Here is a 17061-nt window from a genome sequence, read left to right as displayed (position 1 = left end):
CCCCTTTGGAGCCAAGGCTGTTTCATTCTGGCAAATGACTATCCCCTAGAGGGGATTATAGGGGTGTAAACACGTTATTTGATAATTATTAGCAAGTGTAAACACCCCTCTGGCTCCCCTCAAGGGGAGAATCCGTTTGCTCTTTCGGATCTATCGATCCGGAAGCATCCTGTTGCGGGTTTATTAACCCGCGTTGACCATTTTCAGGCCACATTACGGGGATCAATAGATCCCCAGCAGGAAGTTTTCGGATAAAAATATCCGAAAAAGCTGTTTTAGTTTAGAATGAAACGGCCCTGCCCTCCAAAGGGGGACCTTAAAGAACTTGATATTTATTGCTGTGAATTACATGAAGCTTCTTAACCATACTTTTTTTTTGTTTTTAGGTACCCTTTTTCTTTTTGTTTCCGGGCAGCAGGCAAACGCGCAAAGGCCTTTAGATTTCGAAATGAAATGGAAAAACGGCATTCTGGTGTTAACCAACGGCGATACCATCCGGGGCGCTGCCAGTATTACCCTGCCGCACGATCTGGTGGTAATTACTTCAGCCGATAGTACCGTTACCAGTGCCATACCGGCTAATATAAGATCGCTGGAGGTTTCTGATGAGCAAATGAAAGTAACTTATAGGTTAGCAAACGGACCGATTCAACAACGCCGCATATACAAAACCTTTATCTGGGACCGCGATAATGCTTATTCTAATTTCCGTTCCCCGGCACTATTCGTAATGTTGGTTTCGGGAAAGCACTCACTTTTGCTCCGGGAAGAACGTTATGAGCGTGCACCCGGACAAGGACGTAATCTAGGGGCGAGTGCTGTAGGTGCGGTAGGAGGGGTAATGGCCGAACAAGTAACCCGGATGGCTATGAACCAATTCAACCTAACCGAAAAATTTTACCTGCTTTCACCGAATCAGGAATTGAAATGGTTGCGCCAGCCTAAGAAAGACCTGTTGGCGTATTTTCCGGAAAAGAAAAAGGAAATAATGCAGTTTGCTACCCAAAACAACCTTTCCTTTACCAAGCCGGAACATCTGGCCAGGATCGTGGAGTTTTGCAACCGTTTTTAGTACCGGTTTTTGCTTCTTTCACAATAATATTCCGGTAAGTTAAAACGAAGAACAACCAATTGTGCGTTAGAGATTTATGGAAGGTGCCGGTTTGACGGTAATTACAATCTTATGGTTTTCTAAAGACTGATTTTATGCGGAGCAAATCCTTTTTTTCAGTTTCTGGCAGGGCAACGTTATCTCTTTTTGCAGCGCTTGCCCTATCGTTTAGCGCCTGGGCCCAGGAGCAGCCATTCGAGCTTTCCTGGCGGTCCGGACAGCTTTTGCTGGCCACCGGCGATACCGTAAGTGGTAGCGTTACCTTGACTCTTCCGAACGATATTGTGCGCGTAACCCAGCCAAATGGCGCTATAAGTGCTTTTTCTGCCGTTAATGTAAAGAGCTTCTTGGTGGAGCATGAGCAGAACAGCGGGCTTTCCCGCCACACCGAAGGCCCATTAACTTTTAAACGCGAATACCAGTCCTTCCTCTGGAACCACGATAAAGATTACAGCAATTTTAAATCACCGGCTTTTTTTGCGGTGCTGCAACCCGGCAAAAACACCTTGCTGATGCGCGAAATAAAAGAACGGTATTACGATAATGCATCCGGCAGCCTTTACAGTAATTCGCGTATGGAAAGGGAGCGGATCCGGGAGAAATTTTACCTGCTTCTGCCTAACCAGGAGATAAAACCGTTACGGAACCCGAAAAAAGACCTGCCGGAGATCTACGGAAAGAAAGGAAAACAGATTCTAACCTTCGCCAAAGAAAATAAGCTGAGTTTTACCGAACCCCTGGAACTTGCCCGGATCGTGAATTATGCTAACAGCTTGCTTTAAGCCGCGGTTTCAACAATTTTAAGCGCCTTCTCAAATTCCAGGATCGATTCCCGGCGCCCGAAAACGTACAGCACATCGTCCGGCTCAATATGGGTGTTGCGGGTAACGGTTTCTAAGGTAATGTCCTTGCGTTTAATGGCCAGAATAGTGATGCCATATTTTTCGCGGATATCAGATTCCTGCAACGATCTTCCCACAATTTCTTTATTCCCGTCCGGTACTTTCAAGGCCGCGGTGGTCATGCTGGCCAGTTCTATTTCCGGTAACCTAGGGAATAGCGGCTCGGCCGAAAAAGAGCGCATCATGTTGTAGTTGCCGGCCCGGATGCGGTCGATAAATGCCATGATATCGTCTTTGGGCACCAGGTATTTATGCAGCACCCGGGTGAAGATCTCGATGGAAGTTTCCAGTTCTTCCGGAATTACCTCATCGGCCCCCATCCGGAAATTCTCTTCCATTTCCAGCACAAACATGGTTCTGGCAATAATGTGCACCGAACTGCTTAAATGGCGGATATTGGCCACGATCTGTTTGGTGGCTTTAGCATCGGAAATAGCTACTACCGCTACCCGCGCACGGGTAATGCCCAGATGTGCCAGCATAATGCTGTGCACGGCATCGCCATAAACAATGGGCTCGCCTTTTTGCCGTTCCCGGCGTACCGTTTCGGCGTTCAGTTCCAGAATGTTGTAAGGAATACCCACTTTGCGGGCCGCGCGGGCAATGTGCTGGCCCGTAATTCCGTAACCGATAATTACAATATGGTCGTTGAGTTCCTGGTGCGCTTTGGCCGGCGGAACGTCGGGGCGGGCCCAGCCGGCAGGAAGGAGCTTCAGCACCAGGCTTGCTACAAAATTACCGCGGGCCAGCAGAAACGGAGTACAAGCCATGGTCAGTAAAGAAACCGAAAGGAAATACTGGTAGGTTGTGGTGCTGATCAGTTCGTTTTCCAGACCTACTTTGGAAAGGATAAAAGAAAATTCCCCTACCTGAAATAAAGCAAAACCGACCAGGATGGAAGTTCGGGTAGGGTAGCCCAGCGAAAAAGACGCAAGGAAAGCTACCAGGCTCTTCACCAGAAAGGCAAGCAGGGTAAAAAGCAATACCATGTTGAGGTGATCGAGCAGAAAAGAAACATCGAGCAGCATTCCGATAGACACGAAAAAGAAACTGCTGAAAACTTCCCGGAAGGGCAGGATGTTGGTGGTAGCTTCGTGGCTGTATTCCGATTCTGAGATGATAAGGCCGGCCAGGAAAGCTCCTAAAGAAAGCGAAAGCCCCATGCTGGAAGTAAGTACGGCCACGGCCAGGCAAATTACAATGGTGCTGATAAGGAATAATTCTTTGCTCCGCGACCTGGCGATTAAATAAAGCAGTTTGGGAACCAGGTACCGGGCGCTTACATACACAAATCCTACAATCAGCAAGCCCTTAATGAACAGCAGGATCACGGAAAAAAGAATGTCTTCCGATTCCCCGGCCAGCATGGGCGTTACCAGCATCATGGGTACCACAATAATATCCTGAAAGATAAGTATAGCCAGGATTATTTTGCCGTGCGGGCTGTTCACTTCGCGCCGGTCCTGCAGGAGTTTCAGGACAATAGCCGTGCTGCTGAGGGAAAGTAAAAAGCCCAGAAATAACGATTGGCTAAGCGAATAGCCCAGCAGGTACCCTACCAGAATGGTGGCCAGAATGGTGAGGACTACCTGCACGGCACCGCCAATAAAAACCAGGTTCTTAATGGCGATCAGTTCCCGGAGCGAGAATTCAAGCCCGATAATAAACAGCAGCAGAATTACCCCGATCTCCGATAGCATTTCCACTTCGTGCGAAGCATGGACCAGGTTTAAGCCGGAAGGGCCCGCAATTAAACCCGTTATCAGGAAGCCCAGAATGGGGTGGAGCCGCAAGGCCTGGAAGGTTAAAATTACCACCACCGCTAGGCCCAGAATTACAATTATATCGGCAAGTAAAGGGATCTCCATCTTGTAATTCGTAGGCAGGTTCGGTTACCAGGTAAGGAGAAGGAAGCAAACGCGTTCCTTTTTCAATAAACCTGATACCGGATTTTTACGGGAGAAGGTTGTGGCGCATTACATTTTTTCAGGAAAAATTAAGATAAAAGGTGCGTTAAAGATCGCGGGCTTTGAGTAAGGTGTAAGACAGGCCCACGAAAAGCAAAATGTAAGCCGCGGCCGGAAGCACGGCCTGTTGCGGCGAAAGTGCCACCGAAGCGCCCAAAGCCGAATCCAGAATGTCCTGGCCGGGCATGGGCGTAAGGCTGCTGAAGGTTTTTACGGGAAAGAACTGATCGAGCTGGTCGTCGAGGGGAAAACGCAGGATCGGTTCTATGATCTTCGAAAATACGAGGAACGCAATAATGGCCAGGCCGTTTTTCCGGAGCAGGAACCCAAACAGCATCGCCAGCGACATATACCCCAGGGCCTGCACAAAATAATATACCAGGTACATCATATTGCCCGTAATTTTTTCAGCAGAAATATTCGGGGCGTAAACCAGCCCGAAACCTAAGCCCAAAACGGTAAGCACCAGAGTGGCAAAAAACGCTACCAAAACCACTACCAAAAGCTTGGCCGCAATTACTTCCGACCGGAACAAACCGTCTATTACCTGCTGGCGGAAGGTACGGAAACTGAATTCGTCGGTAACCAGAATAATGATCAGGATGCCCAGTAAGAGGTTAAACCAACTGGCAATATAGGTGAGCATCATCCAGAAATCGGGGAATTTGTAGAAGTTCGAGCCGGCACTTTGCCCGTTTATGGTTACGGAACTTCCCATGTGCAGGATCAGGAACAGCATTAATACATAAATTCCCAGGATTACCCAGAACGTACGATAGGGCAGCAATTTCCGGAGCTCGGTGCGGAGCAGAGATAACATAAAGGCAGCGGTTGGTTTAGGAGCCGGAATTTCGCAAAAAAATGCTTAGCGGCAATACCTTTTCAGAAATCCTGTGGCATTAATATTTCCCAGGTCAGCCGCTTTCCGCCAATCGGCACAGGCGCCCGCTTTGTCTACCACTGTTCTTTTCAGCACACCCCGGTTCACGTACGCTTCGGCCAGGGAATTATCGAGCTCAATGGCGCGGTCGTAATCGATCAGGGCCGGACGGTATTCTTTATTTTTTAGCTTGATGTTGGCCCGGTTCAGGTAGGCGATGGCGTAATTCGGGTCGAGGGAAATGGCTTTGTTGTAATCGGCCAGGGCACCGCGAAGGTTATGCAGACGGACTTTGGCCAGGCCGCGGTTGTTGTAGGCGGCGGCATAATCGGGTTTCAGGGCAATGGCTTTGTCGTAGTCCGGAAAGGCTTTCTTAAATTCCTTGCTTTTGGTGTGAATATCGGCGCGGGTCTTAAAGGCTTCGGCATCGGCGGCATTGTACATTTCCGCGGTATTCAGGTCGGAAAGGGCGCCGGGCAAATCGTTCATTTCAAATTTCAGCAGGCCGCGTTTCCGGTACAGATCGCCGTCGGTTCGTTGCAGCTGAATGGCGCGGTCGTATTGCGCCAGAGCGGCCTGCAGGTCATTTTCCTGCACTTTGGCTTCGCCTTTTTCTTCGTGAACTTTGGAACGGACGCGGGCACAGCCGGCTAACTGAAGGGCAACAATCAGGTATAAGAAAATCTTTTTCATTGGTAAGGAAACAGCTCCTTTGGTTTGGGCTGTTTACCTTAAAACGGGAAATTTGGTTGTTTTATTTGTTAAGTAATTGATTTTGTGATTGTTGCTTGGTTTTAAAGTTAGTGATTGCTTTAAGATAGGTGCATCACACTCAGCGCTTTCTGCCTTGCATTAGACAGCGCCGTCGGAGACGGCTTGTTTCATTCTTGCTTTGCAGTCCTCCTTCGGAAGACTACAAAGAGCGGCTTATTTAATGTGCTAATTTTTTAATGTGCTAATTGGGTAATGCGAGAAGGCAATAATTGAATTAGAAACTGACGTTACACAAGTTTTTTGAGGTCCCCCTTTGGAGGGGGTAGGGGGAGGACAGGAGATTTATCGGATCATTGTTAAAAATTACATAATGTAAAATCCTCCCCCTACCTCCTCCAAAGGGGGACTTTGCTCCTACCTGCGTAAGGGCAGTTAGAAAATCTCTTTTGAGCGAATTCCAACCTGCAATAGCATTATCGGCTAATTCAACCCTAAATTTTCCATTTTCAAATCTTCAAATTTCCAAATCTTCAAATCTACTTGTTAACAATCTCCAAAAACTGGCTTTCTAGACTTTTCTTGCGGACCATGATCTGGGAAGCCACAATGCCGTTTTCGAAAAGCGTTTTGTTGATGTCGGTGCTGCTATAGCCGTTTTTCAGGACCAACTGCAGCCATTCGCGTTCGGTTTTAATGCTTTCTACAAAGGGTAGGTTTTGAAGCAGGGAAAGTGCTTTTTCCGGTTGGGGAACAGTTATCAGTACCTGGTCCTGCTGAGCAAGGATGTTCGACACATTTCCCTCTGCTTTCAGAATGCCTTTCTGCAGAACGGCTACATGGGTGCAAACCTTTTCCACTTCATCGAGCAGGTGGCTGGCCAGGATAATGGTTTTGCCCTGGGCGGCAATGTTCCGGATCAGGTTTCGTACGTCGGCAATGCCCTGGGGGTCGAGGCCGTTGGTTGGTTCGTCGAGCACGAGCACTTCCGGGTTGCCCAGCAGGGCCGAAGCCAAAGCCAGACGCTGTTTCATGCCAAGGGAAAAAGTACGAAACGGCGAATTTTGGCGCGCGGCCAGACCGGTCATTTCCAGTACCTGGGGAATATCGGAATGAGGCGCTTTTTTTATATCGGCGGCGATCTGCAGGTTTTTATAAGCCGAAAGGTACGGGTAAAAATTCGGCGTTTCCAGAATGGCGCCGATGCTGCGTTTTACGGTTCCGGTATAGGGTTGCCCAAACCACTGGAATGTTCCGGCCGAAGCTTTTAAAACGTCGAGCACAATGCCGAGGGTGGTGGTTTTGCCGCTGCCGTTCGGCCCCAGCAAGCCGTAAATACTTCCTTGCGGTACCTGCAACGACAGGTTTTGTAAAGCGGTTACCGAACCGTAATTTTTCGATAAACCCTGAATTTCTAAAACGTTTGCCAAAGGTGTAGGTGTTTTTTGCGAAAGATAGTTTTTATGCTTAAAGCGTTATCGTTTTTGGATTGGAAAGTTAATTAATTGAATTTCTCAACGCATTTTCATTAGTCTTTAAATTTAATGCTGTGCGTTTGATTTTTCCTGTCCAATTAAGAATGGTTGTTTACAAAGTTGGCCTTCATATTCAGCTTTGCTGAAGAATGGCCAGACATCATAATCTCCCAATTTTTTCCATTCCTCATAAGATTGTAATTGTTCTTCCTTTTTGTTCCGATAGTGTTGCCCAAGTGTCAATATGGACAATATAAAGTCTTCGAAAGTAAGACTAAATAAAGTACTATTGAGGTTTATATAGGGCCATTCATATTCCTGATCAGAATGCAAGAAAAGAATGCTACGTGCAATTACTTTCAAAGCTTCATCACTTAATTTATCTGAGCCAGCCAATTTATGATTCCTCGTGTCATCGTATAAACCCCAGCACAATTCAAGCATAGGAATAATAATTGGGTCATCTGTTTTTGCTTCTTTTGCTCGATAATATTGTTCAGGCAACCAACCATTTGACACTTCTTCTGTAATAGCTTCCTCAAAATCATCATTGCTGGTCTGTCCAACTGATAAATGCCGCAAATGAAGTGCAAGTTTTTTTCTTCTTTCTTTATCTATCATTAGTCCTTCCAATGTGATGGATAAGTGCTCATAACGCTACCGTTTTTACTTCAAGAACTGCCGCAACTCTGCCGCATTTTCCACCCGTACGATCGGGTAGCGCATGTGCGTGTTTTCGTAATGTTCGGAGCGCTGGTAAATGAATTCGAGTTGCGCTTGCGGGTTGTTTTTCAGTTCCGGGTTTTCGGTTTTGCCTTTCTCTAAAGCAGCTTTCAGTTCCGGATTCTTTTGCAACAATTCGGCGGCAGTATCTTCAAAAATGTAGGGCGAAAAATATTCCTTGCGGCCTAAAATGGCGTCGAAGAAATTCCAGGCGAAGAAGGAATCAGAGGCTTGCGGCTCGAGCGTTTCTATGACGTAGCGTACGTGCTGCTGATCGGTAAAGACCACATAATCGCCTTCGAAGAATTGCCAGTTTTGTTTTTCGGTGCGCAGCTTTACGTTGTAGTGCAGGTAATGACCTTCGAACGGGCGCGGAAACGATTCGAAACCGGTGATGTAGTAACTATCTACCGGCAAAACCCTGTCGTTTTTAAGCTGCTGCACGGCAATGCCGTTGCGTTTCAAGCGCTCAATTACTTCCGGCCAGGCTTGGGGAATAATGTAGGCTTCCGGCCGGGAGACGGTAACGTTTGGTTCGTAGGTATTGAAATAGGTGATGTTGCGGGTGAACGGTTTGGTGCGGTCGTAATACAGACGGTCGGCGCCGGAAACTTCGCTTTTTTTGTAGCCGGCTTCGTAGCCTTTAAAAGGGATTTGCACCGATTTTTGCTCGTTCGGTTTCCAGTTCAGCGGGAAGTTCTTTTGCTTTAAGGTTTCGGCCCAAGCCTGTGCTCTTAATTTTCCTATCTTATCGGCATCGCGGTTCACCAGTTTAATGTAGATCTCCAGCAATTTGTAGGTGCTTTCTACGCGTTGCTTGTAAGGCTTCAGCATGTGCGTTTCCGGCATAAACCCGATGGTATTGAACAAAGCGGCATAACCGGTGCTGTAACGCGGACTTTCCAGAAAATCGACAATCCCGCTTTCCGGCGTTTCTTCCTTCGAGTTCACGTAAGGGATCATCGGGAAGCCGGCTTTTTCCATTTCGGCGTACAGGTGCGGCAGCATTTCGGCTTCCAGATACTGGCCTAAAACCGGTTGCAGCTTGTCTTTCTGCGTCGCGATCAGGGTCATCACGTACTGGTAGTCGGCGCCGTTGCTGGTGTGGGTTTCCACGAAAATATCGGGCTGCCATTCCTGGAAAATCTCCTGAAAGGCCTTTGCGTTGCCCGATTCGGTTTTGATGTAATCACGGTTCAGGTCGAGGTTGCGGGCGTTTCCGCGGAAGCCGTAACTTTCCGGGCCGTCCTGGTTCGCCCGCGTGCCGGAGTTGCGGTTTAGCATGCCATCTACGTTGTAAACCGGCACTACAATAATTACCAAGTTCTGCAATTGTTGCTTCCATTCAGGCTTTTGCAGCAGGTCGCGGAGCAGCATCATGCTCGCATCGATGCCTTCCGGTTCGCCGGGATGAATGCCGTTCTGAATAAATAAAATGCGCTTGTTATGCTTGCGGATCTTGTCCGGATCAAATACTTTTTCCGGCGAAAAAACTACCAGATGCAGCGGTTTGCCCACGTCGGTTTTACCGTATTCCCGGATCTTTATTTGCGCGTATTCCTTGTCGAGTTTCTGGTACCAGGCAATGCAGTCGGCGTAGGTTACGGTCTGGTTGCCGTTGCCTTTTTCGTAGGGCGTTTGCCAGTCGGTTTTAACGGGTGCGGAAATGGTTTCCATAAAGGGTAGGGTTAGGCCGGTAAAAAATAAAAGCAGAAAACGGATTTTCATCGGGGGAATTTACGAAAAATCCGGTGGGTTTCAGGGAGGAATTTGGTACTGATTTAAAACAAAAAACCTCCCAGGTTTCTGAAACCTGGGAGGTTTGAAAATTAAACGATTTACATTCAGCCCGAAAAAACTAACGCAACCGTTCCCCCGGAAAATACTTCGCATCTAAACTATACCGGCCCGGACCAATAAAAAGCAAACTGAAAAACAGGATCCCGGCTTCCAGCGCGTGCGAGTAGCCGATAAAGCCATCGCCGGCGGAGGCGTGCTTTGCGGTGGCCACGATCATGGTAAGGAGAAGCAGCAAATTAACCGGCCGGAAAAAAAGCCCGATAATGAATAAAAAACCGCCGAAAAATTCGGTGAATGCAGCCATAAAGCCCCAGAAACCCGGCATAAATTCAATGCCGAAGCTGCTCATGGAACCGCCAATGGCTGTCCATTTTTCGGTGCCGCCGGCAATTTTAGGCCAGCCGTGCAGCATGAACATAATCCCGAGGAGAATTCGTAAAATGAGTAAACCAAGATCGCGGTTCGGGTAGTAATTGCGGAGAAATTTCATGGTTTGCCAGGTAATTATCAGAACAGCATAATGCTGGTAACTTTCGTAGAATCCGGGATTTCCTCCGGCTTTACTTTGGCCAGTTCCTTAGGCGGGAAATGGGTGATATCCAGGGTGAAGGTCATTTTATTCTCGTCCGATACTGCTACGTAATCCGATTCGCCGATGCCGATAAACGATAGCGGGTAGGCATTTTTTACGTCGGCAAAGGTAGAACCTACGCGGACTCCTTTATCTGTTTTGAATTTAGGGCTTACCACCCGGATGCGGAAAATGGTGCAATTCTGGTTGGCGCAGCTTTCTTCAGCCAGTAAAAGCAACTGGTTTCCGGACTGGGCATTGCGCAATTCATAGGCCGTGTATGGCACGCCTTCCAGGACCCTTTGCACGGTTTTCAGGTTCTCTGCCGGTACCATGGCTTTCAGGGAATCCGAGCTCATGTTCAGTTTTATTTTTCCGGCGTGTCCGGTTGTCAAGGTATATTGCTCTGCTTCAATAATTTTAGGGTCGGGCTTGGGGGTAGTGGCAATTGTATCGGTCAGGTCCTTGGAGCTATCAATTTGAGTTGTGGCGGTTGGCTTGTTTTCAGAAGAGCAGGAAAATAATAACGCAAGGGCAACGACGGAACAGGAAAAAGGAATGAAATTCGGAAAACGCATAAGATTGTGCAGGTAAGTGAGTAAAAGAACAGGTGCCGGCAAAGTTAGCCTATTCGCTGGTGTTTAAGAAGTTGAAAGAGAAATAGTTTCTCCGGAAATTAAACTCTACGCGGAATTAGGCCGGGCTGTTTTCTTTTAATTGCGGGAATGAAGTTTTATTTGCAAATGCTTGACTTGTGAAACAGTTTTAACCGGAACTCCTGAAGAGTTTCTGCTCTTAACGGATGCTGCCGGCGGCCCACTGCAGAAAGGTTTTGTTTTTGGCGTATTTGGCTTTCAGTTCGTAGAGTTTTATTTCGTTGGTAAGCAAACTCATTTCGCGGGAATTGGTCAGGAACAAGGAGCTTTCGCCGGCTTCGAAGAGCGCCTGTTCGGCATCGCGCAACAGTTGCGATTGCTGCACGAGCTGCTCCTGCCGCTGCAACTGCTGCTCCAGGGTTTGCCATTGGTTGTAAGCGGCCTGCACCTGGTTCAGTACTTCGCGCCGGGTTTGCTGGGTTTCCAGGTTATTGTCGAGCAGTTTCAGTTTCATGAGCTGGTATTTTCCGCGTTCAGCCCGGAGCAGCAGCGGATAACTGAAGCTCAGCCCGAATTTGTAATTATCGAGCAGGTACCCGTTGGCAAAATACTCCGGGTTCGGGGCCAGGCGGCGTTGCAGCAGGTAATATTCGGCGTTCAGCTTAGGCTTGAATTTATCGGCCTGCACCCGCCGGTCGTATTCCAGTTGCTGGTTCTTTAGCTGAAGTTTCAGTAGGTCGGGGTGCCGGGTCTGGGCCTGCTCTAAGAGGCGCTGCAGCGAATCGGCTGAAAGGGGCGTAAGGGCGCTGCCGTAATCGGCGGGGATGGCATTTTCGGGTAATTCTACCGGTTCCAGGTTTTCCTGCCACAGGTAATTCGAAACCAGCAGCCGGGCATTCTGAAACTGCACTTCAGCTTCCTGGTACGTAACTTCTCTTTTCTTCACTTCAATGGCGGCTTCCACGGTATCGATGGCAGCCAGATCGCCAGAAGCAGCTCGTTGGCCAACTGCCTGCCTCCGGACGTTGGCAAACTGCAGCCCTTTCAGGTAAAGCTCCCGCTGCTGAAATGCAAAATACCAGTCCCAGTAATCTTTGGCGGCCTGCAGCAGCAGTTTGTTTATGGTTTTTATGCGTTCCGCTTCCAGCATACCCGTTGCCAGTTTGGCCTGCCGCAAAGCCGCCCGCCGTTGGTCTATGAGCAAACCCTGCCCGATAGGTACCGAAAGACCGGCATACAGCAACCCTTCTTCCGGAACCGTATTCTGCGGGTTAAGGTAAATGCCGCTGTTGTCTTCAAAACCGGCTTTCAGTTCCGGCCCGAACCAGGTGGGTATTTTCAGGTTGCTATCCCAGAGGCGGTAGTAATTTTTGCCGGTAAACTCCTTGCTGCTGTAGTAGCTGTTCAGGCTCGGGTCGAATTGGCCGCGGGCCACCCGGATCTCCTGGCGGGCCTGTTCAGGTAAAAGCGCGGCCTGTTTGGCCACTGGATGGTGCTGCAAAATTTGTTCAAAGAAAGCATCCAGGGTAAAGACCAGGGCACTTTTTTCGGCCTGGGCCATAGCGTTCCGGGCCGGGAAAAGCAACAAGCCCAGCGCAAATGCCAGCAACAGAAAAGCAGGGTTATTTATCTTCTTCTTTGGCGGCATCGTCTTTGGTTGGCTTCAGTTTTTCTTTGTAAGGGGCAGCTTGCGGGCCGTTGCGCGGGAAATCTGCCGGGAAACCGTTCATTTGCCGCCACAGCTCGTACCAAACCGGCACGTTGCCCAGCAAGGCCCAGCCGTACACGCCCGAACCCACCCGCAATTGTTCCGGCCAGGGCTCTTCTTTCGGATCAGGGGTTACCAGAATGCGGTATTTGCCCTGGGTGTCGAGGTTGTCGATTACCGCTATTTTGCCGGCAAAGGTACCTGTACTTATGTTTGGCCAGCCGGAGAAAACCAGGGTAGGCCAGCCTTCGAACTGCAGCCGGACCTCCTGCCCGGTTCGGAGCAGGGGCAAATCGAGCGGGTTCACGTAAAGCTCAGCGGCCAGATGGGGGGCAACCGGAACGACCGTGGCAATAGCTTCGGCTTCTTTTACGATTTCCCCGATACCGGCCTTAAGAGTTTTCACTACGTAGCCCTGTTGCGGTGCCGTGATCTGGTAAAAAGAGCTTCTGATGACCGTGCTGCTGAGCTCGCTCCGGGCTTTGGCTATTTCGGAAGCGGCGCTGTAGGCATAGGAACGGGTGGCATTTTGTTCAGCTTCGGCTTTGGCAATTTTATCGGCGTATTCCGCCTGCAGACTGCTTAATTCTAATCTTGCGTTTACCAGTTCGTTGCGCGAGGTGCCCAGTTTGTTCTGGCTCGAAACCAGCTTGGCCTGGGCTTCCTGCTGCTTCAGCCGGGCCGATTCCACTTCGTTCAACGATTTCAGGCCCTGGCGGTATAACGTCTCTTGCCGTTCGAGGCGCACGCGGGCAATCTGGGCTTCGTTGCGCTGCGCGATTACGTCGGCGCTGTCGCTTTGCACTTTCAGGCGGGTCTGGCGCACTTTATTCCGGGCTTTGTCGAGGCTTACCTGCAAACCCTGCCGCAAGGCTTCCAGCTGCCTGTCCAGGTCTTCGGCTTTTTGCTCGGTGGCTTCCAGCGATTGTTCTTTGGCTTTAAGTTGTTCTTCCAGACGCTTCAGCAGGGCCGGGTCCATGTATTTGTCTTTTACTTCCGCCAGGCTTACAATGGTGTCGCCTTTTTCTACGAGCTGCCCTTCGCGCACGTGCCATTTTTCGATGCGGCCGGCAATGGTGCTGTTAATGGTTTGCGGACGCTCGGCCGGCGATATAGTGGTAAGCGTGCCGTAGGAGCTGATGTTCTGGGTCCAGGGAAGGAAAAGCAGCAGGACCAGAAACCCGAAGATGGCGGCGCACCAAAGGGCCAGGGTTTTACCCCAGCGGGGCGTGCGGGCCAGTTCCAGCGCCTGGAAACCGCGAACGGGAGCATTTTCTTTTTCGGTCAGATTCATAGCGTGGCTGGTTTACCAATCAATTCCTGGAACAGTTTGTCCTGGCTTATCTGCGGGAAAGTACCTTCGGCGGTTATGGCGCCTTTGGTGAGCAGCAGCACGCGGTCGCAGCGTTTCATTACTTCCGGATCGTTGGAAATGAGCATCAGGGTCCATGAACGCTCTGGCGACAGCAATAGGCTTAGCAAACGATCTTTTTCGTGCTTGTCGAAGCCGGTAATCAGCTCGTCGAGAATCAAAAATTTAGGCCGGAGCACCAGGCTGCGGGCCACAATCATTTTGCGGGCCAGCGACTGGGGTAACTGGTAGCTGCCGGCGCTCAGGTAGGTGTTGAGCCCTTCCGGCGCCTGTTCCAGGTAGACCTGCAAACCCGCACTTTCCAGGGCCCAGAGCACATCCTTAACCGGTACCGGCTGGCCCAGGGTAAGGTTTTCCAGCAGGGTGCCGTCGAAGAGCTGGCCGTGCGAAAGGTTATCGCCGATGTGGCGGCGCAGGTTGGCTTTGTTCAGGTTGCGTAAGGGCAGGTGGTTGTAGGAGATGCTGCCCTCGTAAGAAGAATAAAGCCCCAAAAGCAGGTGGAGCAGGGTGGTTTTTCCCGAATCGCTGGCGCCGGCCAGGCATACCCGCTCGCCCGGTTTCAGGGTAAAGCTTACGTCTTTCAATACCGGCTTTTTGTTTTCCGGGTAAGCGAATTTCAGACTTTTTACGGCCACCAGCATACCATTCTGGCCGGGCAGCAGCTCCAGTTTAAAGCCGGCGGCATTTTCGATCGGCAGATCGGTTACCATGCCAATTTTATCGAGGCTCGTAAGCACATCGTACACGTTTTCCAGCTTGATGATGATCTTTTCCACGGCCGTCATGATCAGGATGATGATGATCTCGGAAGCGACGAATTGGCCGATGTTTATTTCCTGCTGAATAACCAGAATACAACCGAGAATAAGTAAACTACCGGTAATGAACGTTTTAAAGCCCACAAAGCTGAAGTACTGCGTCATGAGCACGCCGAAGTGCTGCCGCCGGGCGTGAAGGTAATGACTCACAAAACCGTTGGCTTTATCTAAAGGCAGGTTGGAGTAACCGGAAAGGCGGAAGGTGCTTTGGGCGCGGGCCACTTCTTCGAGCCAGTTCACGAGTTTGTATTTGTATTTCGATTCCGAGAGGCTGCTTTTTATTCCTTTCGGACCGGTAATCCGCAAAATCAAGCCCAGCACCACAATCAGGACAATGCCCAGAAAAATAAAATACGGGTGGTAAAACGATAGCAGAATCAAACCAAAAACTATCTGGATGACGGCCGTGGAGAAATCGACCAGAATTTTGGCAAAGCCTTTCTGCAACGAAATAGTATCGAAAAAGCGGTTTACCAGTTCCGGCGGGTAGTGCTGGCGAAGGCTTTCCAGTTTCAGGCGGGGAATACGGAAGGCGAATTCGAAAGCGGTTTTGGCAAAAATGCGCTGCTGAATAAACTCCACAAGCCAGAGCTGCATAACCTGCAATCCGCCCGTAAATAGAATACCGACGATGAGCAGCGAAATCAGTACCACCACCGAGGCCGAAACCTGCCCGGTAGCAATAAAACTTACAATGCTCTGAATTCCCAGCGGCAGCGATAAACTGATGAGGCCCATAAGCACCGCATAAATATAAAGGTAACCAATGGCGCTTTTTTCGGAGGCTACTAGCTGCAGAAAACGGGTGATGGGCTTGGTTTTACCGGGTTGGGTGGTGCCGGCAGGCGTATAAATAGATTTATGCGGAAAGCAAAGTACTAGTGTCAGGGCCGGCCCCGATTCGGTGTTTTCGGTTACCAGCCCGTTCAGGATGTTGGGCAGGTCAGCGTCCGTAAGCGTGATAAGATCGGTGGCCGCGGGCGTTACCCGGTAAACGATCACCTTCTTTTTTTTCGGAATCAGAATAACGGGCAGGTATTTTTCGTTTTCCAACTGAAAAGCCAGCAACGGCAATTCCTGCCGCAACAGTAGGTCGGTCGCTTCGGCGGGAGTAAGGTGCTGCAGGAAATAAGAAAGCTCCAGTGCACCGCCGGTTTCGGCCAGTTCCAAGGTGAAAGACGGAATATGGGCTACTAATGGCGAAGCCGGAACTGCTATTGCCGGAAGCTCTTCGGTTGGAAAGCCGAACTGTTGCCGGAAAATGTGATGGATACGTTGGAGCAGCGGGGTGTACATAAATGCTTTTTACCGGAAATTTGTGATCCGGTCGGGTTTAGTTTCAGGCAAAGAACTGGCTAGCTGTGGAATTTTTCCGGGATTATTTTTAGCTGTTCCTGCCCAAAACCTACAACCGAAATACTTGCCTGTTTGTTATATCGCGCATTTCGGGTTACTTTTACGGCATAATAATTATAGCGTTTCCACCATGGCCAGACCTCTTATTTTAGTTTCGAACGACGATGGTATTACCGCACCCGGCATCCGGACGCTGGTAAAAGTGATGAAGAAAATTGGCGACGTGGTGGTGGTAGCTCCCGACAGTCCGCAATCGGGCATGGGGCACGCCATTACCATTGGCGAAACGCTCCGGCTCGACAAATCCATCGCCTTCGAATCCATCGAGGCCTGGGAGTGTTCCGGCACGCCGGCCGATTGCGTGAAACTGGCCAAATTTCACGTACTGAAAAACCGCCGTCCTGATCTGGTGGTCAGCGGAATCAACCACGGGGCCAATTCCAGCATCAGCGTTCTGTATTCGGGAACCATGTCGGCGGCCATTGAGGCGGCCATAGAAGGCTTACCTGCCATCGGGTTTTCCCTTTGCGAATTCGGCCACGATGCCGATTTCAGCCATACCGAAGAATTTATCGAGCAGATTGTGCGGGAAGCCCTGAAGAAAGGCATTGCGCCGGGCGTAGCCTTGAACGTGAATTTCCCGAAACGTTCGGAAGAACCTTTGAAAGGGATCCGGATCTGTCGCCAGGCCCGCGCCAAGTGGCAGGAAGAGTTCGACGAACGCACGGACCCGCACAAGCGCAAATATTACTGGATGACGGGCAGCTTCGTGAATTTCGACAAAGGCGAAGATACCGATGAGTGGGCCTTGGCCAATAATTACGTTTCGGTAGTGCCCTGCCAGTTCGATATGACTGCTCACCACGCCATCGTGCAGATGAATAACGAATGGAGCCTTGAGCCCGAGATAAACCTGAACCCAGAGGTAAAAGATAACTAAGTAACAAGATATTAGTATCTGGATATTACGTAAGCAAAAGAAAAGTCCCCCTTTGGAGGGGGGTAGGGGGAGGTCAGGAGATTTATCTAAACATCTTTGATTCGATAAAATAAAATCCTCCCCCTACCCCC

Annotated in this window: 14 protein-coding genes; 3 read left to right on the top strand and 11 right to left on the bottom strand. The window is 49.7% G+C overall.

Features of this window, described 5'->3' with window-relative positions; all coding sequences use genetic code 11:
* The first annotated feature begins 349 nt into the window (after positions 1-349).
* Positions 350-1072: a hypothetical protein gene (locus F0P94_RS16485; RefSeq protein ID WP_191907073.1), complete on the top strand. Its 723-nt coding sequence runs from the start codon at positions 350-352 to the stop codon at positions 1070-1072.
* A 134-nt stretch (positions 1073-1206) separates the two neighbouring features.
* Positions 1207-1893, top strand: coding sequence for a hypothetical protein (locus F0P94_RS16480; protein WP_150905067.1), 687 nt, complete (start codon positions 1207-1209; stop codon positions 1891-1893).
* On the opposite strand, the gene F0P94_RS16475 is transcribed toward F0P94_RS16480, so the two are convergent.
* The 11 genes from F0P94_RS16475 to F0P94_RS16425 all read right to left on the bottom strand — a co-directional run bounded on the left by F0P94_RS16475 (position 1890) and on the right by F0P94_RS16425 (position 15930).
* Entirely contained in the window at positions 1890-3881 is a 1992-nt protein-coding gene (locus tag F0P94_RS16475; RefSeq protein ID WP_150905065.1) for a cation:proton antiporter domain-containing protein, read from the bottom strand. The two genes, F0P94_RS16480 and F0P94_RS16475, sit on opposite strands and share 4 nt — an antisense overlap.
* Before the next feature lie 145 nt (positions 3882-4026).
* Positions 4027-4800, bottom strand: a complete 774-nt coding sequence (locus F0P94_RS16470; protein ID WP_150905063.1) for an ABC transporter permease — start codon at positions 4798-4800, stop codon at positions 4027-4029.
* Between the two features lie 45 nt (positions 4801-4845).
* Positions 4846-5553 (bottom strand): tetratricopeptide repeat protein, encoded by a 708-nt coding sequence (locus F0P94_RS16465; protein ID WP_150905060.1) that lies wholly within the window; start codon positions 5551-5553, stop codon positions 4846-4848.
* Between the two features lie 557 nt (positions 5554-6110).
* Positions 6111-7001: an ABC transporter ATP-binding protein gene (locus F0P94_RS16460; protein ID WP_150905058.1), complete on the bottom strand. Its 891-nt coding sequence runs from the start codon at positions 6999-7001 to the stop codon at positions 6111-6113.
* A 111-nt stretch (positions 7002-7112) separates the two neighbouring features.
* Positions 7113-7667, bottom strand: coding sequence for a hypothetical protein (locus F0P94_RS16455; protein ID WP_150905055.1), 555 nt, complete (start codon positions 7665-7667; stop codon positions 7113-7115).
* Positions 7668-7712: 45 nt separating this feature from the next.
* Positions 7713-9446 carry a M14 family metallopeptidase gene (locus F0P94_RS16450; protein ID WP_150905053.1) on the bottom strand — a complete coding sequence of 578 codons (1734 nt, stop codon included), beginning with the start codon at positions 9444-9446 and terminating at the stop codon, positions 7713-7715.
* A 181-nt stretch (positions 9447-9627) separates the two neighbouring features.
* A complete protein-coding gene (locus tag F0P94_RS16445) occupies positions 9628-10059 on the bottom strand; it encodes a DoxX family protein (protein WP_150905051.1) in 432 nt (143 codons plus the stop codon).
* Positions 10060-10076: 17 nt separating this feature from the next.
* Positions 10077-10718 carry a hypothetical protein gene (locus F0P94_RS16440; protein WP_150905049.1) on the bottom strand — a complete coding sequence of 214 codons (642 nt, stop codon included), beginning with the start codon at positions 10716-10718 and terminating at the stop codon, positions 10077-10079.
* 217 nt (positions 10719-10935) lie between these two features.
* Positions 10936-12384 (bottom strand): TolC family protein, encoded by a 1449-nt coding sequence (locus F0P94_RS16435; RefSeq protein WP_150905047.1) that lies wholly within the window; start codon positions 12382-12384, stop codon positions 10936-10938.
* Positions 12359-13738 (bottom strand): HlyD family secretion protein, encoded by a 1380-nt coding sequence (locus tag F0P94_RS16430; RefSeq protein ID WP_150905044.1) that lies wholly within the window; start codon positions 13736-13738, stop codon positions 12359-12361. Before F0P94_RS16430 ends, F0P94_RS16435 begins: the two co-directional genes overlap by 26 nt.
* Positions 13735-15930 carry a peptidase domain-containing ABC transporter gene (locus F0P94_RS16425; RefSeq protein ID WP_225307255.1) on the bottom strand — a complete coding sequence of 732 codons (2196 nt, stop codon included), beginning with the start codon at positions 15928-15930 and terminating at the stop codon, positions 13735-13737. Before F0P94_RS16425 ends, F0P94_RS16430 begins: the two co-directional genes overlap by 4 nt.
* Positions 15931-16120: 190 nt before the next feature.
* Here F0P94_RS16425 and surE point away from each other — a divergent pair, with 190 nt between their 5' ends.
* The gene (surE, locus tag F0P94_RS16420; protein WP_150905042.1) at positions 16121-16930 is read left to right on the top strand and encodes a 5'/3'-nucleotidase SurE; all 810 of its coding nucleotides are present in this window, start codon (positions 16121-16123) and stop codon (positions 16928-16930) included.
* Positions 16931-17061 lie beyond the last annotated feature (131 nt).

It is taken from the genome of Adhaeribacter soli (assembly GCF_008727925.1).
Lineage (GTDB): Bacteria > Bacteroidota > Bacteroidia > Cytophagales > Hymenobacteraceae > Adhaeribacter_A > Adhaeribacter_A soli.
The sequence above is the reverse complement of the archived record's forward strand: the minus strand, read 5'-3'. Positions and strand labels throughout refer to the sequence as shown.